This is a genomic window from Kitasatospora sp. NPDC094028 (assembly GCF_049543595.1).
Classification (GTDB): domain Bacteria; phylum Actinomycetota; class Actinomycetes; order Streptomycetales; family Streptomycetaceae; genus Kitasatospora.
This window is the reverse complement of record NZ_JBMVFA010000001.1, coordinates 490,867-510,340: the sequence shown is the minus strand read 5'-3', so window position 1 is coordinate 510,340 and position 19,474 is coordinate 490,867. Positions and strand designations below refer to the sequence as shown.

The window sequence follows — 19,474 nt, the reverse complement described above, 5'->3', positions numbered from 1 at the left end:
GCACGGCGGCTGCCGCCGAGACACCGCCTACGCCGGCCCTCGCCCGTCCCGCAGTCGCTCGGCGAAGGCCCGCGCGGCGGCCAGGTCCCCGGCGTTCGGCCGATGCTTGCCGATGCCGCCGACCAGCCTGAAAGGCATCCAGGTGTCGAACGCCCGGCACAGGAAACTCCCCTCCACCCCGTAGCCCTTGCCTTCGAGGAGCCGGACCAGGGAGCGGGTGTAGGACACCGGCGACATCTCCCGGAACCCGCTGGTGGCGAACACGAAGGCCCGCCCCCGCTCCGACCTCCCGGGGAGCGCTTTGACGAATCCGGTCAGGCGAGGGTGGAGCCTGCCGTAGAAGACGCCCGAGCCGAATCCCACGAGGTCCGCGGCGGCGAGCTCCGCCGGGTCGGCCTGCTCGGGGGGAACGACCTGCGCGTCCAGCACCTGGGCCATGCCGTCCGCGACCCGGCGCGTGTTGCCGTGCGACACGGAGGTGCACACGATGACGACCTTCATCCTCACGATCCCTTCTCTCAAGTCCGCAAGGGGACGGCGCAGCGGCGCCCGCTGTGACACCACTCGAAGGTGACGGCCGTCACGCCGCAGGGAGCGTCGAGGCGCGGAGGAGGGCGGCCGCTACCCCTGGTAGGCGGCGATCAGCCCGGGCAGGTCGCGCATGTCGTCGAAGACCACCGTGCCCGGCCCGGCCAGCCGCTCCGCCGCCGTGACCCCGCCCGCGTAGCCGAGCGCGCGCATCCCCGCGGCGCGGGCGGCCGTGACCCCGGGGCCGCTGTCCTCGACCACGACGCAGGCGGCCGGGTCGACGCCCATGCTCCGCGCGGCGTGCAGGAACAGGTCGGGCGCGGGCTTGCCGCGCCCGACCTCGGTCGCGCTGAAGATCCGGCCCTCGAACCGCCCGTAGAGCCCGGTGCGGCCCAGGGTGTGCCGCATCTTCTCGTGCGTGCCGCTGGACGCCACGCAGGTCGGCAGCGTGATCGCGTCCAGCGCCTGCGGCAGCCCGTCCACCGGCGTCAACTCGGCGTCCACGGCCTCGGCGTGCAGCTCGCGGAACCGCTTGTCGAACACCGTCGCGGCCTCCTCCCCCAGCCGCTCGGCCAGCATCGCGTGGTTGGCCGCCTCCGACCGCCCGACGAACTTCTCGATCACCTCGGCCTCGGTCAACGGCCAGCCCAGCTCCGCCACCAGCCGCCCCACCACCCGAACGGCGATCACCTCGCTGTCCACCAGGACACCGTCGCAGTCGAATATCACCAGCTCTATCGGCTTGATCATCCGATGAGCATAGGACGAGGCCTCGGGAGGTCAGGGGCCCGGCGTCGGGAAGTTCGCCGCCGTCCCGGGGACGCTGTCCGGCAACCGCACCTGGTTCGAGCACGGGTAGTCCGCCACGACGGCCTTGGTGACCTTCAGCAGGATGTCGAGGATCGCCCGGTGGCTCCGCTCCGGCATCGGAACGGCGAAGCGCGTGCTGACCTCGACCCCCACGTACGGCGCGTCCATGCGTGTGGCTTCCGGGTTGTCGCACCGGAACCCGAGGCTCACCTTGTTCCCCCCGACCCACCCTTGCACGTCCGCGCCGAAGTCGAGCCGGTTGTAGGTCGCCTCCCAGCCCGGGCCGTAGAGCTGCTTCACGGCGGGCTCGTCCAGGGACCGCACCGCGATCCGCACGAGGGAGTCCGCCGGAGTCCGCCGGACCTCGCAGACCTGCTCATACTGGGTCGGGTTCGGGCGGAGCCGCTTCCCGTCGTCGTCCAGCCAGTAGGACGCGGCGAAGGTCCCGTGCTCGTCCTTCGCCAGGGGCTTGAGGTCCGCCCGGGTGAGCACCGACCAGCAGGCGCCGGCCGGGAGTTCGGCCGGTGCGTGGGCCGACCGCCACCACCACCCGGCCCCGGCGAGGACCACTGCTGCGACCACGACGGCGAGCCACCGGCGCCAGCGCCGGCCGCCCTCAGACACTGATGGCCCTGGTGAAGAGCCCCGCACCGCCGGTCATGCCGTCCCACGACTGGTTCGCGGCTCCCGTGGACAGGTCCTCGACCTGCAGCGGGGGGATTCCGGTCCCCTGTGCGGCATTCTCCACCGCCTTCTTGACGGCCTCGGTTGCCCCGGCGAGGCCTGCGTCCTCCGCCTTCATGGCCGGATCCGCGGCGTTCAGGCTGATGTGGTAGCTCGACGCCTCGTGGTCGATGAAGTAGTTCACCGGCAGCGACAGGCCCGGGCCGACACCGGGAACCATCCCCAGCAGCTTGCCGCCGGTCATGCTCCAGACCGACTTCCCCCACATGGCGTTCCGGTCGATGGCGTCGTTGTAGGCCTTCTCCTGCCCCTTCAAATCTCCCACCAAGGTGTCGGTCCGGGCCGCCGTGATGATCCCGGCCACCGCGCCACCGGAATGTGCGGCGTTGTTCACGGCCTGGGTGAACTGGGCACCGTGGGCGTCCCGGTTCAGCATGATGTCCTGGATGTGCGCCGTCGTGTAGGCCTGTTGGGCCTGGGCGATGGCGCCGAAAGCCTCGGGGTTGCGCCCCAACGCCCCCAACAGCTTCGCCGTGTGATCCCGGTCGAGGTCCGCCGGGCTTCCGTAGGTCGTCAGCAGCTTGTCGTACGGAGTCACCGCCTTCTGAACATCACCCATGTAGTCGGCGGTCAGGTGGCCGAGGCTGGGTGCGAGGTCCGCGAAGGCGCCGTCCTTGCGAAGCAGCGCGGGACCGTCCGTGTTCCCGAAGCGCTCGACCACCTCCTTCATCAGCTTCGACATCTCAGGCGTGTGCTGCGGCAGAGGGGTGTCCTGGGGCGCGTCGAAGGCCCTTCCGGTGGCAGCCGCCTCCAGTGCGTGGCCGAAGGCGAGTGCCCCGGACGACTCCGCGTGGCCACCGGGGAAGTAGTGCCCCTTCCAGACGTCCTGGAGCGGCGAGTCGTCGCCCCCCTTGGCCAGCACGTCGAAATAGCCGTTCTTCTGGTTGAAGGCCTTGACCGACCCGTCGAAGTCGTAGGCCGTCGCAGGGTCGTGGAAGTACTGGAGCGCGGCCTGCGGATTGTGCGCGAGCGCTTCCAGCACCCCCGCCATCGGATTGAATCCGCCCGCTCGGGAAGCGCCCGGGTGGCCCAGGAACCTCAGCTGGTCGAAGTCCCCGTCGATCCACGGCGCCGAGGTCCAGAAGCCCTTCAACTGGCTGAGCTGGGTGACGTGTTCGGCGATCGGGTTGAGGAAGTGCGCGTCGTACGTCCCGGTTCGCAGGATGTTGGTCAGGATCTGGTAGCCGAACGGCTGGGCGCTGATGCTGCCCCGCTTGCCGGGCGGAAAGATGTCTGCCCTGGCGGACCCGGCCCGACGCAGACCTGCCTCCCACTCGTCGGACAGCCGGGGGTAGTTGCGGGTGTTGGTGGCGGTGGCCAGCGCCGTGCCGAGGTTCTTCTGGAGGTCCTCGATGGCCTGCGGCCGCCTGCCGCCCTTGTCGGCCGAGGCGAGGGCCAACTGGCCGTAGTACTTGAGGAAGCCGTCCGGCCCGAGGTTCTGGTAGAACGCCGTGGTGAACCGCGGGTCGTTGGCGTGCTCCTTCAGGGCCTTGTTGAGCTGGTCCAGTTGGGCGTCGGTGACGTTCCCGGCCAGCTTCAGGATGTCGGCCGCCTGCTTGGCCTGCTCCTCGGGGTTGTTCGGCGCGGGCTTGAAGGCGGTCTTGTCCTTCCCGGTGACGGCGGAGAGCGCCGTCACCGCCGCGGCGTCGGCCGTCGCCGCCCTCGTCAGGGCCTTCGCGATGTCGCCGGCCACCTCCTGCGCCAATTTCTTGAAGGTCGCGTGGTACTGCTGCGGATCGCTCTTGTCCACGGAGGTCTTCGGCGCCGGCCAACTGATGCTGCCGGTCGAGTGGTCCACCGTCATGGACAGGTCGGCGGCCTTCTTCACCGCCGCGTCCAGGTCCGCCCGGGCGGCGGAGAGTTCGGTGTGGGCACTGCGCAGGGCCTTCGCGATCCCGCTCGCCTCCTCGAAGGCCGCGTCGATCTCGTTACGGACCTTGACGATCGTGACGGAGGCCCGTTCGGCCGCGTCGCCCCGCCAGCCCGACGCCTGCAGCGGCGTGATGACGTCCCCGGTGATCTCCGAGGAGAGCCCCCAATTGCGGACCAGCGACTCGAAGCCTTCGGCCAGGCTCCTGATGCCGCCGAAGTTCTCTCGCGCCAGGTCGTTGAATGTCACCATGTCGAAGGCCTCAGTTCTTCGTCAGGTTCTGGGCGTTCACCTGTTCGGCGCGTGCGTACTGTTCGGCGTTGCGGGACAACGCCCCGGCCACGTCCGCGATCATCCCGCTGGTGGCCTTGCACTGGCCGCTCCAGATGTCGGAGGCGTCCCAGACGGCCTGGACGATCTTCCAAGCGGACCTGTCCATGTCCTGCGTGTCTGCGACGATGTCCTTCCACGCGTCTCCACAGGCCTTGTCGAACTTGGTGTGCAGGGTGTCCGCATTGGCCCCCGCCCGCCGCAGCGCCTCCGGGCTGACCTTCATCGTCGGGCCGCCCCCGCTCGCCCCGGTCACCGGTTCCGGCGACCACCCCTGAGGCTGGGCGCCGGTTGCGGCGGCGGCGAGGTCAGGAAACTGCTTCTTCGCCGCTTCCGTCAGGTTCCCGGAGCTGTCGAAGAGCCACGGATTCACCTTCCGCTCGAAATCCAGGTCAGTCACTCGTCCCCGCCCCCACATCGTTTGGCTCCGCGTGACCGTGGGCCGGATCAAAGCGGCACCGGCGCACGGCAGAAGGACGTGGACGGATTCCCCGCCCGGTCCACGTCAATTGGGAGCCTAACCATCGACCCGTGTGGCGTACGGGAGTTGAGCGAAACCTGAGCATGGAGCCGCGGGCGCCAGGAATGCCGGCAGGGCCCGGCGGGCGGTGCCGCCGGGCCCTGCTCGGTCAGTGATCGGGGTCAGCTGGTCTGGATGGAGGTGTCGTCGATCACGAAGCTCGTCTGCAGCGAGGAGTCCTCGACGCCGGTGAACTTCAGGGTGACCGTCTGGCCCGCGTAGGACGAGAGGTCGAAGGTGCGCTGCTGGTAGCCGGCGGCCGCGTCCACGTTGGAGTAGGTCTTCAGCGTGGTGCCGTTCACCGACACGGTCAGCTTGTCGTACGCGGTCGTGCCGGTCTCCGCGGTGTCGATGTGCAGCCAGAAGCTCAGCGTCGCCTTGCAGCCGGCCGGGATGGACACCGCCTGGGACAGCGTGTCGGTGTGCGCGCTGCCGTAGCCGTTCAGCCAGGCCTTCCACGAACCGCTGTGCGCCGCCTGCGAGGAGCTGTTGTCGACCACGCCGGAGCTCGTGGTCCACGGCGCCGCCGTGCCCGTCTCGAAGCCCGCGTTGCCCAGCAGCTGCGCCGGGGTGCAGGTGCCACCGCCGCCACCGGTCACCGTCCAGGCGAAGGCAGCCGTACCGGTCTTGCCGGCCGCGTCCTTCACCGTGACCGTCACGCTGTAGTTGCCCGCGGTGGAGGCGGTGCCGGAGATCAGGCCGGTCGAGGCGTTGATCGCCAGGCCGGCCGGCAGGCCGGAGGCCGAGTAGGACAGCGGCGCGGTGCCGCCGGACGCGTTGATCTGCAGGCTGGCCGCGCCGCCGACCGCGGTCGACTGGCTGCCGGGGTTGGTCACCGAGACGGCGCCGCTGCCGGCCGGCTTGGTGAGCAGGCAGCCGGCGACGTTGAGGTCGATGGCGTTGCCCGCGCCCAGGCAGGTGGTGAACCAGTACGTCTCCTCACCGTAGCTCTGGCCCTTGGTGGCGGTGGTGGTGCCGTCCGCCGCGACCTCGCACGGGTTGTCGAGGGTGCACATCTCGCCGTTGTCGTTGCCGGTGTTGTTGATGCCGACGATCCGCCCGCTGGCGGAGTCGACGATCGGCGAGCCGGAGGTGCCGTGCGTGGTGTTGCAGCCGGCGCTGTAGCGGAGCGAGTCATGCCAGGTCCACTGGTCCTCGCGCAGCGTGGGCACGAAGCCGTTGACCGAGCAGTTCCAGGTCTGCTTCCAGTACGAGGACGGGATGTACATCGACGAGCCGTCGACCGGGTGGGTGTCGCTGAGGGTCAGCGCGGTGGCGCCGTACTTGGAGCTGATCGACCCGTAGGTGTCGGTGAGCTCGTACAGCGTGACGTCGGTGCCGGTCATCGTCGCGTAGAGCACCTTGTCGGCCTGCACGGTGCCGAGGCTGTTGCCGGCGCCGTCGAGCAGGGTGCCGCTGCGGCTGGCGGGCGCGTTCTGGATGACCTGCCCGGCCGAGGGCATGGACGGCAGGCAGTGCCCGTTGGTGAGCATGAGCGCCCGGTCGCCGGCCACCGACGTGGGGTAACGGACCAGCGAGGCCGAGCAGTTGTCCAGGGCGATGGTGGAGGTCAGGTCGGCCGCCTGGACGGCGTTCGCGGGTGCGGCGGCGAAGGTCAGGCCGCCCGCGACGACGACGCCCGCACCGGCCATCGCGACAAGTCTCTTCAGCATGGCTCTCCTTGTGGGGGATCGCGGGTCGCCCGGCTGGTCGCCGAGTCCCGCGCCGCACGAAAGTGCCATGCCCACTACAAGGAATCAACAGTTGTGACCGAACCAGCCGCCATGGATGCGCTGTTGTGACCCGATCCCACAATCCCCCGTCCCGGTATGCCCGTTAAGGGCGAGCCCGGTGGCACCCACGGTCGCCCCCCGTGCCCATCGGACGGCCCCGCCCCCCAACGCCTCCCGCACCCCCATACCCCGCACCCCCATACCCCCGCGCGGGCGGCAGCGCCACCGGAGCCGGATCGCGTGACCGGGCGATCACCCAGCGCTCACCGCCCAGGGGCCGTCCAGGTTCTTCCCAGGAGGTCAACTACCATCGGCACGTGCTCAGTCTCACCGGCCTCCCCCTCCAGATCATCACCTCGGTCATCGCGGTGGCCGTCTTCGCCGCCACCATGTGGCTGTGGCCGCGCTTCGGCGGCAAGGGGTGGAAGTCCTGGCTGGGCCGGATCGGCGCGTTCCTCGCCACCCAGCTGTCGGTACTGGTCGCGATGGGCCTGATCGCCAACAGCTACTTCGGCTTCTACAGCTCCTGGACCGACCTGCTCGGCACCAGCGGCGGGCTCGGCACGGTCGTCGACCACCAGCCCAACGCCTCCGGCGTGGCCGTCACCGGCGAGCAGAAGTTCTACTCGGCGCAGGGCTCGGAGCCCGAGCGCTCCGGGCTGATCCAGAAGGTCGACGTCAAAGGAGCCGGCAGCGGCCTGACCAGCGAGGCGTACGTCTACCTCCCGCCGCAGTACTTCCAGCCGGGCTTCGCCAAGCAGCGCTTCCCGATGGCCCTGGTGCTCACCGGCTACCCGGGCACCCCCGAGAAGCTGATCTCGCTGATGCAGTACCCGGCCTCCACGCTCGCCGCGATCGAGCAGAAGAAGCTGCCGCCGACCATCCTGGTGATGACCCGCCCCACCCTCGTCGACAACCGCGACACCGAGTGCGTCGACGTGCCGAACGGCCCGCAGGTCGAGACCTTCTTCACCAGCGACCTGCCCAAGGCCCTCGCCACCACCTACCGGATCGGCACCGACCCCGCCAACCGGGCCGTGATCGGCAACTCCACCGGCGGCTACTGCGCGCTCAAGTTCGCGCTGCGCAAGCCCGACTCCTACCGGGCCGCGGTCGCGCTCTCCGGCTACTACAGCGCCGCCCACGACCCGACCACCGGCGACCTGTTCGGCGGCGACACCAAGCTGAAGCAGGAGAACGACCTGCTGTGGCGACTGAAGAACCAGCCGCCCGCACCCGTCTCGCTGCTGCTGACCACCGCGAACGACGAGAACAACTACGACGAGACCCAGGCCATGGTCGGCGCCTTCAAGGCCCCCACCAAGATGTCCACCATCACCCTGGACACCGCCGGCCACAACTTCCACACCTGGACCCGGGAGATCCCCCCGGCCCTGGAGTGGCTGGGCAAGCACCTCACCATGCCCGCCGCCGCATGAACTCTTAGATCACAGCCGTCTCACAGCCCCGTCTCACGTTTCTCTCAGCCGCGCCACGCACCGTATGGCGCATGACCACGAGCAGCTACTCCCCTCCGGCCGGCGAACCGTGGCCCGAGGCCGCGAACTACCCGCCGCCGCAGGTGCCGCAGCCGGACGGTGACCGCCCGGTCCCGCTCTTCCCCGAGCAGCCCCTGCCGCCCGCCGGGCCGAAGGGGATCGCCTCCTGGTCCGAGCGGCTGCGCACCCTGCCGGGCCGCGCCTGGCGCGGGCGCGCGGACGACCCGCGCTGGGTGCGCCCGGCCCTGCTGGCGCTGACGGCCGCCACCGCCGTGCTCTACCTGTGGGGCCTGAGCGCCTCCGGCTGGGCCAACGCCTTCTACTCGGCGGCCGTGCAGGCCGGCAGCCAGAGCTGGAAGGCCTTCTTCTTCGGCTCCTCCGACGCCGCGAACTTCATCACCGTCGACAAGCCGCCGGCCTCGCTGTGGCCGATGGCCCTGTCGGTGCGGATGTTCGGCCTCTCCTCGTGGTCGATCCTCGCCCCGCAGGCGCTGATGGGCGCCGCCACCGTGGGCGTGCTGTACGCGACGGTGCGCCGCCGCTTCTCCCCGCTCGGCGGCCTGCTGGCCGGGGCCGCGTTCGCGCTGACCCCGGTCGCGGCGCTGATGTTCCGCTTCAACAACCCGGACGCGCTGCTGGTGCTGCTGCTCACCCTGTCCGCGTACGGGATGGTGCGGGCGATCGAGACGGCGAGCACCCGCTGGCTGCTGTTCACCGGCGCGATGTTCGGCTTCGCCTTCCTGACCAAGACCCTCGCGGCCTTCCTGATCCTGCCCGCCTTCGCCGCCGTCTACCTGGTGGTGGCCCCGACCGGCTTCTGGCGGCGGGTGCGCCAGACGCTGCTCGCGGGCGCGGCCCTGCTCGTCTCGGGCGGCTGGTGGGTGGCGGTCGTCGAGCTGCTGCCCGCCTCGGCCCGCCCGTACGTCGGCGGTTCGCAGGACGACAGCTTCCTCTCGCTCACCTTCGGCTACAACGGCCTCGGCCGGGTGGACGGCAACGAGCGCGGCAGCGTCGGCGGCGGCGCGGCGCACCTGCCCGCCGGGCTCGACCTGCCGGCCGGCCTGGCGCGCGGCGGCCGCGGCTGGGGGCAGACCGGCCTCACCCGGCTGTTCGGCAGCGACATCGGCGGTCAGATCGCCTGGCTGCTCCCGGCCGCGCTGATCCTGCTGGTGGTCGGCCTCTGGGCGACCCGCCGGCACGCCCGGCCGGACACCGCCCGCGCGGCCTTCCTGGTCTGGGGCGGCTGGCTGCTCTCCACCGCGCTGATCTTCAGCTTCATGTCGGGGATCTTCCACCAGTACTACACCGTGGCGCTGGCCCCGGCCGTGGCCGCGCTGGTCGGCATGGGCGTGGACGGGCTGTGGCGGGCGCGGCACCGGCTGCCGTACGCGCTGCTGCTGGCGGGCGTGCTCGCGGTGACGGCGGTCTGGGCGTTCGTGCTGCTCGGGCGCAGCTCCGACTTCCTGCCGTGGCTGCGCTGGGCGGTGCTGGTCGGCGGGCTGGCGTCGGCCGCGGCGCTGGTCGGCGGGCAGGCGGCCGGTCGGACCTCCGGCCGGACGGGTGCCCGGATCGCCTCGGTGGCGGGCCTGCTGGGCCTGGCGGCGGCGTTCGGCGGGCCGGCCGCGTACGCGGTGGACACCGTGAACACGCCGCACAACGGCTCGATCGTGACCGCCGGACCGTCCGTCAAGGGCGCGTTCGGGCCGGGCGGCGGGCGCAAGGGCGCCAAGGGCGGCTGGGCCCTCCCGGGCGGGCCCGGCTCGCGCGGGCAGAACGGCGGCGGCTTCCCCGGCGGCTTCCCGGGCGGGTTCCCGGGCGGCTCCAACGCCGGCAACGGAAGCGGCTTCGGCAACGGGAACGGCAACACCAACGGCTCCGGCAAGGCGAACGGCCGCCACGAGCACGGCGGCAACGGCGGCAACGGCGGCAACGGCGCCTCCGGTCTCCCCGGCACCCGGGGCACCGACCCCGTGCCGTCCGGCGAGGGCGGCTTCCCGGGCGGCCCGGGCGGCGCCGGCGGTCCCGGCGGCATGGGCGGCCTGCTCGGCGGCACCAAGGTGAGCGCCGAGGCGGCCGACCTGCTGGCGCAGGACGCCGACCACTACACCTGGGCCGCCGCGACGGTCGGCTCGCAGAACGCCGCCAGCTACCAGCTCGCCACCGGGAAGCCGGTGATGGCCCTCGGCGGCTTCAACGGCACCGACCCGTCGCTGAGCCTGGCCGACTTCCAGCAGTACGTCCAGCAGAACAAGGTGCACTGGTTCGTCGCCGGCGGCTCGCACCGCGGCTTCGGCGGGGCGGGCGAGGGCACCGACGAGGCGCAGTCGAACGAGAGCGGCCAGATCGAGGCGTGGGTGACCAGCCACTTCACCAAGCGTACGGTCGGCACCGCCACCTTCTACGACCTGACCGCCCCCACTTCCTGACCACGTTCCGTCCCCCGAAAACGGAGGGGGCGCACCGCGATCCCGCGGCGCGCCCCCTCCGTGCTTTCCCCGACGTCCGGCCGGCGGGCGCTCAGTCGGTCGGACAGTACGTCCCGGCCTCCGGCATCTTCCCGTCCACCAGGAACGCGGCGACGGCGTCCCGCACGCACCCGCTCTTGTCGTACGCGGTGTGCCCGTCGCCCTCCCGGGTGAGCAGCACGCCGTGCGCGAACCCGGCGGCCATCCGCTGCGCCCACAGGTAGGGGGTGACCGGGTCGCCGGTGGAGCCGACGACCAGGATCGGGGCGCTGCCGGGCGCCTTCACGGTGTGCGGCTTCTCGGGCGAACGGAACGGCCAGGCGCGGCAGTCCGGGTCGAGCAGGGTGATCCGGGTGTCGTGCCGGCTGGTCAGCGGGGCCCGGGCGGCGAGGTCGGCGAGCGCGGCGCGCAGGTCGGCGTCGGTGGGCGCGAGCGGGGCGTCGGCGCAGTGGATGGCCGCGTAGGCGTCCGCGGGGGTGTCGTAGTGGCCGTCCTGGTCGCGGCCGTTGCCGGCGTCGGCGAGGTGGAGCAGCCCGTCCGCGTCGCCGCGGGCGATGGCCGGTTCGACGGCCTCGCGCAGCCGGTCGAAGGAACGGCGGCCGTCGTAGAGGGCGTTGAGGACGCCGGCCCAGCCGAGGGCGGCGGTGAGGGCGCGGCCGTCCTCGCCGTGCAGCGGGTGCTCCCGCAGGCCGTCGAGGAAGTCGGCGAGCCGGCGCGGGGCGGCGGCCGGGTCGGTGCCGAGCGGGCAGGTGTCGTCGGTGGCGGCGCAGTCGGCGGCGAAGGCGGTGAACTCGGCCTCGGTGGCGACGGCCTGTTCGCCGTTGAGGTGCATCAGGTCGGTGCTGCGCTCGACGGCGCCGTCGAGGACGAGCCGGCCGGTGCGCCCGGGGAACTCCTCGGCGTAGAGGGCGCCGAGGTAGGTGCCGTAGGACAGGCCGAGGAAGTCGAGCCTGGTCTCGCCGAGGGCGCCGCGCAGCACGTCCATGTCCCGGGCGCTGTCGCGGGTGCCGAGGTGCGGGAGCAGGGTGGCGTACTTGGCCCGGCAGGCGTCGGCGAGCACGCGGCCGTGGTCGTAGCCGGGGTCGTCGGTGGAGGTGTACTCGTCGCGGGTGCGGTCGTCGAGGCAGTGGACGGCGGCGGTGCGGCCGGCGCCGCGCGGGTCGAAGCCGACCAGGTCGTAGTGGTCGTGCAGCGGGCCCTGGTAGTTCTTCCAGCCCCACTGGACCATCGCGGTGCCGGAGTTGCCGGGCCCGCCGGGGTTGAGCACCAGGGAGCCGAGGCGCTTGTCGGGGTCGGCGGCGGGCACCCGGGCGAGGGCGACGTCGACGGTCGCGCCGCCGGGGGCGGCGTAGTCGAGCGGGACCTTGAGGGTGGCGCACTGGACGGGCTGACCGCCGCTCTGCTCGTCGCAGGGCTGCCAGTCGATCCGCTGGTCGTAGAGCGCGCGCAGGGCCGGGTCGGTGCCGGCGGGGGCCCGTTCGGAGAGCGGCGGGCGGGTGGCCGGGCCGCCGGGCGCGGGCGCGCCGGTGCAGCCGGCGGGCAGTGCGACGGCGAGCACGGCGGCCAGGGCGGGCAGCGCGCGGCGACGAGGGAGCCACTGGATCTTCGAGTCCACTGCTCACGGATACCATCCGGCCCCGGCCCGGGTCACGCCGGGGCCCCGGGCCGGGGGTGTGCGGAAAGGTTTCGGCGCGCGCCTCAGCCCGTGCAGAGCTGCAGCATGGCCTTCTTGTCGGCCTCAGTGACCGGCAGCCGGTACTTCAGCGACACCTGGGCGAAGCGCACCGCGTACGAGCAGTGGACCGCCGGGTCGGCGGGCAGCCAGGCGGCCGGCCCGGAATCGCCCTTGGAGGCGTTCTGCGAGCCGTCCGCGGGGATCAGGTTGAGCGGGTCGTTGGCGATCTGGACGCGCTTGGCCCTGTCCCAGGCGGCGGCGCCCATCTGCCAGTCGTAGGACAGCGGCATCACGTGGTCGATCTGGATCCTGCCGGCCTGCTGCTTGGTCCACTGGACGGTCTGGCCGGTGTACGGGTCGCGGATGGTCATCGCGGTGACCACGCAGTCCGAGCCGTCCTTGCGCTCGACGGCGGTGCCGTCCCGGGCGAGCAGGTCGTTGCGGGTGTCGCACTTGTTGCCGCCGAACGGCACGCCCTCGACGCTGTCCGTCCAGGCGGGGCCGAACTCGCCCCGGTCGTAGCCGTCCCGGGGGCCGGCGGCGGCGGTGGCGACCTTGGCGACGAGTTCGCGGCCCGCCTTGCGTTCCTCGGCGGTGGTGAGCGGGGCGAGCCCGGGCTTGGTGCCGTCCGGGTTCTGCAGCGGGCTGGTGCCCAGGCCCCCGGCGGGGGCGCCGCCCTTCGGGTGGTCGCGGCCGCCGACCAGCCAACCGACCAGCGCGAGCGCGCATATGAGGAACACGGTGGCGGCGGAGAGCCAGGTACGGCGGGCGGGCACGGCGAACTCCCGGAATCAGGGGTGGGTTGACGGTGAACCAGCAGATCAGCCGCCCCAAGAGCAGGTCAAGGCGGCGCCACGCGCAGGCCAAGGAGCATGTCGAAGCTCACACCGGCCGGCCGTTCCCGCACGTCCCGACGCCCCCGCTACCCGCCGATCGCGGACATCGGGCGGTCCGGGCGGACGAAGCCGGCCGAGCCGACCGCGTGCCCCGGCCCCTTGCCGGCCACCGAGGCCCGCCAGGCCGCCGCGACCGCCGCGTCGTCCGCGCCGGCGCGCAGCAGCGCCCGCAGGTCCGACTCCTCGGTGGCGAACAGGCAGTTGCGCAACTGCCCGTCCGCCGTCAGCCGCACCCGGTCGCAGCCGCCGCAGAACGGGCGGGTCACCGAGGCGATCACGCCGACGACGGCGTCCGTGCCCGCGATCCGCCACTCCTCGGCCGGCGCGCTGCCGGGCCGGCCGACCGGCAGCAGCTCGAACCGCTCCCCCAGCGCGGCCAGGATCTCCGCCGCCGTCACCATCGACGCGCGGTCCCAGGCGCCCTGCGCGTCCAGCGGCATCGACTCGATGAACCGCGGCACGTACCCGTGCCCGACGGCGAAGGCCGCCAACTCGGCGATCTCGTCCGCGTTCACACCGCGCACCGGCACCGCGTTCACCTTCACCGGCCCCAGGCCCGCCGCCCGCGCGGCCGCCAGGCCGGCCAGCACGTCCGGCAGCCGGTCGCGCCGGGTCAGCGCCGCGAACCGCTCCGGGCGCAGCGTGTCCAGGCTGACGTTCACCCGCCGCAGCCCCGCCGCCCGCAGCTCGGCCGCCGTCCGGGCCAGGCCGATGCCGTTCGTCGTCAGCGACAACTCCACGCCCAGCGCCGCCAGTCGGCCGACCAGCCCGACCAGGCCGCGGCGCAGCAGCGGCTCCCCGCCCGTCAGCCGCACCGACCGCACCCCCAGCCGCTCGACGCCGATCCGGACCAGCCGCAGCACCTCGTCGTCGGTCAGCAGCCCCGCGCGCGGCAGCCAGTCCAGACCCTCCGCGGGCATGCAGTACGTGCAGCGCAGGTTGCAGCGGTCGGTCAGCGAGACCCGCAGATCGGTGTGGACCCGGCCGAAGCGGTCGACCGGCGGGCGCGGTGCGGTGTTCATCGACCCAGTACAGGGGCCGGACGGCCGGCGGGGCCAGCGGCCGAACCGCCGGGCAGCGGGCGCGGGCGGCGGCCCGGGCTTGTGGGTTCGTCCAACTCCGGCCCCCGGGTGCTGCGCGACGGCCACCCGGGCGGGCAGGCTGGGCCCATGAGCCGCACCGAACCCGCCGTCCCCGCCCTGGTGCTCGCCGCCGGCGGCGGGCGCCGCCTGGGCGGGCGCCCCAAGGCGCTGATCCGCTACCGGGGCCGCCCGCTGGTCGAGCACGCCGTGGCGGTGGTCCGCGCCGGGGGCTGCCCGGACGTGACGGTGGTGCTGGGTGCCGAGGGCGACCGGGTCCGGGCCACCGCCCACCTGCCAGGGTGCCGGCTGGTGGCCAACCCGGACTGGGCGGGCGGCATGGGCTCCTCCCTGCGGGCCGGGCTGGCCGCGCTGGCGCCGCGGGCGCCCGCGGTGCTGGTGATGCTGGTGGACACCCCGGGCGTCACCCCGGCGGCGGTGGCCCGGCTGCTCGCCGCGCACCGGGCGGGCGCCCAGCTGGCGGCCGCCGCGTACGACGGGCGGCGCGGACACCCGGTCCTGATCGGCGCCCGCCACTTCGCCGAGGCGGCGGCGGGCGCGGACGGCGATGCCGGTGCCCGGGCCCTGCTGGCGGCGCACGCGGACGAGACCGTGCTCGTCGAATGCGCCGACGTCGCCGTCCCGGACGACCTCGACACGCCCGCCGACCTGGCCCGCTGGTCCGCCGGCTGAGCACCCGCCCGACCGCGGAGCGCGGCCCGCGGACACCCCGGCGCCACCGCCCCCGCGGCCCCGGTCCGCCCGCCGGCGCACCCCCGTGGTCCGCCGACCGACCACCCGCCGGGCACCGGGGCCGCCGTCCGCCCTCCACCTGCCGGGTGACCATCCCTGATCCGTCCCTGAGGATTGTCCCATTCCGCGCCAACCGTCCCCCGTTTGGGGGAGCATGGGAATCGCCCCACCCACCCGACGCCCACGGACGGAGCCCGCGATGGCCGGACTGCCCGACGACTTCACCGGACACGACCCCGCCCTGCCGGGGCCGGGAGCGGGCGGTGGCGCGCGGGCGATCCGCTGCCCCGCCTGCCGTCGCGAGCACCTGTACGAGCCGCCGTCGCTGCCGTGTCCGTGCGGGGCCTCGCTGAAGGTGCCGCTGCTGCGCGGCGGGGTGCCGGTGCAGGTGCGGTTCCGCTCCTGGGAGGACTCCTGGCTGAGCATGCGCTGCCCGCACTGCGGCCGCTCGGACCAGTGGCCGCAGCCCGAGTTCACCTGCAACTGCGGCGCGACCGTCCGGCTGCCGGTGGACCGCGCGACCCGGCTGAACGCCGGCACCGGCGGCCCGCTCACCGCCGCCGGCCCGCAGGCCTCCCGCCCGCAGCCGGCCCACCCGATGGGCGCCCCGGTGCCCACGCCGCCCGCCCCGCCGGCCCCGCCCGGGGTCCCCACCGGAGGCCGGGCCCGCCCGTTCCGCCACCGCACGCCGTTCCGCCCGCACCCGGTGCGCACCTCGCAGGACGCGGTGTTCACCGCCGCCCGCTACCTGGAGTGGCTGGGCTTCGACGACCTGGAGCTGACGGAGGCCCAGGAGCGCGACGGCGTCACCCTGCTGGGCAGCCGGATGGTCGCCCAGGTGGACACCTGGACCGAGCCCGCCGACGTCAAGTCGGTGGAGTGCCTGTGGCTGCAGACCCTGCACGCCGAGGAGATGGCCGCGGCCATGTTCACCCTGGCCGGCTACTCGCACCAGGCCACCGTCCGCGGCGAGCAGCTGCTGGTCGCCCTGTTCAGCCTGGACCTGGCCGGCGTGCCCCAGCCCGCCAACGGCGCGGCCGAGGCCCTGATGGAGACCGGCTGGACCTCCTGACCGCCGCTCGCACCCACTAGATCATCCGGCCCGGAAAAGCAACAACCTGCGCTCGTGATCTGGTGCACAAGCTCACCCCCGTGTTGAATTGCCGCCACAGCGCGGGACTTCGCCCTGCAGCCCGCCGTTCCGTCATCATGCGAACGGACCGCGGCAACGCGCCTGGGCGGGCCCCGTGCCCGGCTGGATGGCGCGCACAAGGAGGTGGCGTTGTCGGAGCACGGATGGGGCCCCAGCGGCCCGGACGGGCTGGGGCGGGCAGCGGAGGAACCGGGCGACACCGTATGGCGACTGCGGTCCCGGGCGTGCTGGCAGGAAGCCGCCGAACTGCTCCGCCCGGCCGCCGAACACGACCCGACGGCCGCCCTCGGGCGGGCCGAACTCCTCATCGAACAGTGCCTGTTCACCGCCACCCACTGGATACAGGCGGAGCAGGCACTGCGCCTGGCCGAGGCGGTGGCGGCCGGCACCGAGCAGCGCGCGGCCGCCGCCTGCGCCCGCGGCTTCCTCGCCTACGTGGCCAGCGTGCTCGGCCCGCGCGACCGGCTCGACGAGGCACAGGCCGCGCTCGGCCGCACCTCGGCCCTGCTGCCGCCGGGCGCCCCGGGCCGCCCGCTGCTGGACTTCCGGCGCGGGCTGGTCGCCGAGAACCTGCTGCGCGACCGCGGTGCCGCCTGGATCGCCTACCGCCGGGCGCACGAGGGCGCCGGGGAACGCGGCGACGAACTGCTGCGCTCCTACACCTGGCGGCACCTGGCCGCGCTCGCGCTGTCCCGCGGCGACCTCGGCCGCGCCCGGGAGGGCTTCGACGCCTCGCTGCGGCTGCGCGAGCAACTCGGCTTCACCGTGGGGGTGGCGCCGGCGCTCGCGGCGCTCGCCGAGGTGTCCGGGCCGGCCGAAGCGGCCCGGCTGCGCGCCGAGGCCGCCCGGCTGGTGCACGCGCTGGGCGGCGTGCCGGTCTGGCTCGCGCGCCAGCTGGGCGCCCTGCGCCCGCCCGGCACTCCCCCGGACGGACGCAGCACCCGCGAGACCCGGGGCACCATCAGCTAAGGTGAGCCTAACCTGGCCGGGGCGAGCAGTGCCCCGGCCGGGTCAGCCTTGCCGTTCCCCGGGCACCGCCATGCCCGGGCCCGGCCGGGCCCGGCGGGCAGCAGCGCGGCCGGGCGCCACCGGGCCCCATGCGCGGCCCCGGTCGACCCGATGGGGCCCGACCATGACCGCGAGCAGCACCCGGCCCGGCCCCGCGCCGTGCGCCCCCCGCACCACCGAGGCGCACGCCCCGGCCGGCGCGCCGGAGCCCACCACCCCCTGCGCGCCGTCGTACCACCGACTCTCCGGACTCACCCCGGTGCTGAGCGTGCGGTGCGCCCCGCCCCCGCCCCCGCCCGGCGACGGCTGGCTGACCGCCGCCGACCTCGCCGAACGGCCCGGAGCCGTCGGCGAGTTGATCGCCCTGGACACGCACCGGGACCTCGCCCGCTACGGGCGCCCGCTGCGCCCGGACGTGGCGGCCGGCTTCGGCCTGCACCGCGCGGTCTGGCCGCTCTCGCTGCTGTTCACGGTGCCCTGGTTCCTGGAGCGGCGGGTGCCGCTGCTCGGGCCGGGGGACGTGGCGCTGCGCCGGGGCGCCGCCGCGGTGGAGCTGGCGGTCCGTCCGGCCGCGTTCCTCTGCCTGCCGGACGACCCGGCGGCCGCCCCGCCGGCCGGCGGTGAGAGCGCCGCCGCGGCCGCCCGGACCGCCCCCGACGAGACCGCGCTGGCGGCCGAACTGCGGTGCGCGCTGGGCGGGTTCCTGGCCCCGCTGCTGGCCGCGTTCCGCCCGCAGGTGCGGCGCGGGCCCCGGGTGCTGTGGGCGATGGCCACCGACGCGGTGGTGGAGGGGCTGCACTACGCGGGCGGACTGCTCGGCGAGCCGGAGCGGGCGCGCGCCGAGCTGTCCGCGCTGCTCGCCCCGGACGGCCACCGGCCCACCGGCCACACCCCCGCGCACGCGCCCGGCGCGCCGGGCCGCCCCGCTCCCGCCCCGGCACCCTTCACCCCGGGCGCCGGTTTCGCGGCCCCGGCGCCCGGCCGCGACGGCGCTCCCGGAGAACCCTCCGGCGGCGGCACCCCGGGCCCGGCGGCCCGGGCCAGGGCCAGCTGCTGCCTTCTGTACACCGCGGCCCCCGAGGACATGTGCGCCGGCTGCCCCCGCGTCATGCGCGGTTGACGAAAACCCGTTCGACATCGAACCGGAAAAGCCCGGAATCCCGGGAATCGCCTGCTTCGAATTCGTATGACAATGCGATCGATTCCGGGTCAGAAATCCCTCTACTCAGCGCATTGACGATGAATCCGCCATTCGCCCGCCGAGCATCCGCCATGATGGTCCCCGCCATCACGGCGCAGGAACTCGACGCAGAAAGCGAGGCTGGTTCCGGCGATGAAATTGTCCGACATACCGCTCGGCTGGGCCGTCACCGGAGTCGCGGGGCTGCTGGTCAGCGCACTCCTGGTGGCCCTGGCCCGGAGCCGGGGATCCGCCGGCGGCGCGGATTCCTGGGAGCGTTCCGAGGAACGGCGCCGCAACAAGGAATCCCTGTACGGCGCAGCCTCGTACACGCTGCTGTTCTGCTGCGCCGGGGTCGCGGCCGCACTCTCCTTCCACGGGCTGGTCGGCTTCGGCATGCAGAACCTCGGCCTGTCCGGCGGCTGGGAGTACCTGGTGCCGTTCGGGCTGGACGGCGCCGCGATGTTCTGCTCGGTGCTCGCCGTCCGCGAGGCCAGCCACGGCGACGCCGCGCTCGGCTCCCGGCTGCTGGTCTGGCTGTTCGCCGGCGCCTCGGCCTGGTTCAACTGGGTGCACGCCCCGCGCGGCTTCGGCCACGCCGGCGCCCCGCAGTTCTTCTCCGGCATGTCGCTGTCCGCGGCGATCCTGTTCGACCGGGCGCTGAAGCAGACCCGCCGGGCGGCACTGCGCGAGCAGGGGCTCGTCCCCCGGCCGCTGCCGCAGATCCGGATCGTCCGCTGGCTGCGCGCCCCGCGCGAGACCTACGCGGCCTGGTCGCTGATGCTCCTGGAGGGCGTCCGCAGCCTGGACGAGGCGGTGGACGAGGTCCGCGAGGAGAAGCGGGAGCGGGCGCTGGAGAAGGAACGGCGCAAGCTGGCGGGCCGCCGCGAGCGGGCCGAGATCCGGGCGATCAACCGCGGCAACGGCGCCTGGCGCGGGCGCGGGAACACCACCGCCGCCCGGCAGTTGGAGTCCGGCTCGGAGCCCGCCATAGCCGGCGGGCCGGCCGGCCCGCGCGCGGTCGAGGCCCCGGAGGGCGACTCCGGAGCCGCGACCCGGGCCGCCGCCGCTTCCGAGGCCGCCGAGGGCACGGTCGTCCAGCCCGGCCTGCCGGCCCGGCCGGAGCGGCGCACCGTCGACCTGACCACCGAGGAGGACACCGTCACGCTGCCCCGGCTGGACTCCCTGGAGCGCAAACTGAAGGACCTGGAGCAGCAGTTCGGCTGATGCC

At 73.8% G+C, this 19,474-nt stretch carries 15 protein-coding genes and 2 pseudogenes; 7 read left to right on the top strand and 10 right to left on the bottom strand.

Going from position 1 to position 19,474, the window contains the following annotated elements; translation table 11 throughout:
- Positions 1-27 precede the first annotated feature (27 nt).
- The 7 genes and pseudogenes from ACPC54_RS02350 to ACPC54_RS02320 form a co-directional block, all read right to left on the bottom strand.
- Positions 28-501: a flavodoxin family protein gene (locus ACPC54_RS02350; protein WP_498960266.1), complete on the bottom strand. Its 474-nt coding sequence runs from the start codon at positions 499-501 to the stop codon at positions 28-30.
- A 120-nt stretch (positions 502-621) separates the two neighbouring features.
- Complete coding sequence (locus tag ACPC54_RS02345) at positions 622-1,278, bottom strand: HAD family hydrolase (protein WP_498960264.1); 657 nt, start codon at positions 1,276-1,278, stop codon at positions 622-624.
- Between the two features lie 30 nt (positions 1,279-1,308).
- The gene (locus tag ACPC54_RS02340) at positions 1,309-1,920 is read right to left on the bottom strand and encodes a hypothetical protein (protein ID WP_498960262.1); all 612 of its coding nucleotides are present in this window, start codon (positions 1,918-1,920) and stop codon (positions 1,309-1,311) included.
- A gap of 34 nt (positions 1,921-1,954) precedes the next feature.
- Positions 1,955-4,204, bottom strand: a complete 2,250-nt coding sequence (locus tag ACPC54_RS02335; protein WP_498960260.1) for a hypothetical protein — start codon at positions 4,202-4,204, stop codon at positions 1,955-1,957.
- A 10-nt stretch (positions 4,205-4,214) separates the two neighbouring features.
- Positions 4,215-4,682, bottom strand: a complete 468-nt coding sequence (locus ACPC54_RS02330) for a hypothetical protein (RefSeq protein ID WP_498960258.1) — start codon at positions 4,680-4,682, stop codon at positions 4,215-4,217.
- A 242-nt stretch (positions 4,683-4,924) separates the two neighbouring features.
- A pseudogene (locus ACPC54_RS02325) lies at positions 4,925-5,725 on the bottom strand (Ig domain-containing protein); the annotation flags it as partial.
- Between the two features lie 132 nt (positions 5,726-5,857).
- Positions 5,858-6,454: pseudogene (locus ACPC54_RS02320) on the bottom strand (S1 family peptidase); the annotation flags it as partial.
- A gap of 398 nt (positions 6,455-6,852) precedes the next feature.
- Here ACPC54_RS02320 and ACPC54_RS02315 point away from each other — a divergent pair.
- Complete coding sequence (locus ACPC54_RS02315) at positions 6,853-7,974, top strand: alpha/beta hydrolase (RefSeq protein ID WP_498960256.1); 1,122 nt, start codon at positions 6,853-6,855, stop codon at positions 7,972-7,974.
- Positions 7,975-8,045: 71 nt separating this feature from the next.
- Positions 8,046-10,460: a glycosyltransferase family 39 protein gene (locus ACPC54_RS02310; protein WP_498960254.1), complete on the top strand. Its 2,415-nt coding sequence runs from the start codon at positions 8,046-8,048 to the stop codon at positions 10,458-10,460.
- 91 nt (positions 10,461-10,551) lie between these two features.
- Here ACPC54_RS02310 and ACPC54_RS02305 read toward each other — a convergent pair whose 3' ends face one another.
- The 3 genes from ACPC54_RS02305 to moaA form a co-directional block, all read right to left on the bottom strand.
- On the bottom strand, positions 10,552-12,114 hold the full coding sequence (locus ACPC54_RS02305; protein ID WP_498960252.1) for an alpha/beta hydrolase: 1,563 nt from the start codon (positions 12,112-12,114) through the stop codon (positions 10,552-10,554).
- 83 nt (positions 12,115-12,197) lie between these two features.
- Positions 12,198-12,905 carry an HNH endonuclease family protein gene (locus ACPC54_RS02300; RefSeq protein ID WP_498960562.1) on the bottom strand — a complete coding sequence of 236 codons (708 nt, stop codon included), beginning with the start codon at positions 12,903-12,905 and terminating at the stop codon, positions 12,198-12,200.
- A 191-nt stretch (positions 12,906-13,096) separates the two neighbouring features.
- Complete coding sequence (moaA, locus tag ACPC54_RS02295) at positions 13,097-14,092, bottom strand: GTP 3',8-cyclase MoaA (protein WP_498960250.1); 996 nt, start codon at positions 14,090-14,092, stop codon at positions 13,097-13,099.
- A 147-nt stretch (positions 14,093-14,239) separates the two neighbouring features.
- On the opposite strand from moaA, the gene ACPC54_RS02290 reads away from it, so the two are divergent.
- From ACPC54_RS02290 to ACPC54_RS02270, 5 genes are all read left to right on the top strand, one after another.
- Complete coding sequence (locus tag ACPC54_RS02290; protein WP_498960248.1) at positions 14,240-14,842, top strand: nucleotidyltransferase family protein; 603 nt, start codon at positions 14,240-14,242, stop codon at positions 14,840-14,842.
- A 259-nt stretch (positions 14,843-15,101) separates the two neighbouring features.
- Positions 15,102-15,974 (top strand): hypothetical protein, encoded by an 873-nt coding sequence (locus ACPC54_RS02285; protein WP_498960246.1) that lies wholly within the window; start codon positions 15,102-15,104, stop codon positions 15,972-15,974.
- A gap of 210 nt (positions 15,975-16,184) precedes the next feature.
- Positions 16,185-17,024 carry a hypothetical protein gene (locus ACPC54_RS02280; RefSeq protein ID WP_498960244.1) on the top strand — a complete coding sequence of 280 codons (840 nt, stop codon included), beginning with the start codon at positions 16,185-16,187 and terminating at the stop codon, positions 17,022-17,024.
- Positions 17,025-17,187: 163 nt separating this feature from the next.
- On the top strand, positions 17,188-18,183 hold the full coding sequence (locus tag ACPC54_RS02275; protein WP_498960242.1) for a (2Fe-2S)-binding protein: 996 nt from the start codon (positions 17,188-17,190) through the stop codon (positions 18,181-18,183).
- A gap of 213 nt (positions 18,184-18,396) precedes the next feature.
- Entirely contained in the window at positions 18,397-19,470 is a 1,074-nt protein-coding gene (locus tag ACPC54_RS02270; RefSeq protein ID WP_498960240.1) for a DUF2637 domain-containing protein, read from the top strand.
- Positions 19,471-19,474: the final 4 nt, after the last annotated feature.

What these genes read in the sequence shown, in the direction of transcription:
- ACPC54_RS02350 (WP_498960266.1), bottom strand. Translation starts at nt 501, where the DNA reads ATGAAGGTCGTCATCGTGTGCACCTCCGTGTCGCACGGCAACACGCGC.
- moaA (WP_498960250.1), bottom strand. Translation starts at nt 14,092, where the DNA reads ATGAACACCGCACCGCGCCCGCCGGTCGACCGCTTCGGCCGGGTCCAC.
- ACPC54_RS02310 (WP_498960254.1), top strand. Translation starts at nt 8,046, where the DNA reads ATGACCACGAGCAGCTACTCCCCTCCGGCCGGCGAACCGTGGCCCGAG.
- ACPC54_RS02290 (WP_498960248.1), top strand. Translation starts at nt 14,240, where the DNA reads ATGAGCCGCACCGAACCCGCCGTCCCCGCCCTGGTGCTCGCCGCCGGC.
- ACPC54_RS02270 (WP_498960240.1), top strand. Translation starts at nt 18,397, where the DNA reads ATGAAATTGTCCGACATACCGCTCGGCTGGGCCGTCACCGGAGTCGCG.
- ACPC54_RS02335 (WP_498960260.1), bottom strand. Translation starts at nt 4,204, where the DNA reads ATGGTGACATTCAACGACCTGGCGCGAGAGAACTTCGGCGGCATCAGG.
- ACPC54_RS02345 (WP_498960264.1), bottom strand. Translation starts at nt 1,278, where the DNA reads ATGATCAAGCCGATAGAGCTGGTGATATTCGACTGCGACGGTGTCCTG.
- ACPC54_RS02275 (WP_498960242.1), top strand. Translation starts at nt 17,188, where the DNA reads ATGACCGCGAGCAGCACCCGGCCCGGCCCCGCGCCGTGCGCCCCCCGC.
- ACPC54_RS02285 (WP_498960246.1), top strand. Translation starts at nt 15,102, where the DNA reads ATGGCCGGACTGCCCGACGACTTCACCGGACACGACCCCGCCCTGCCG.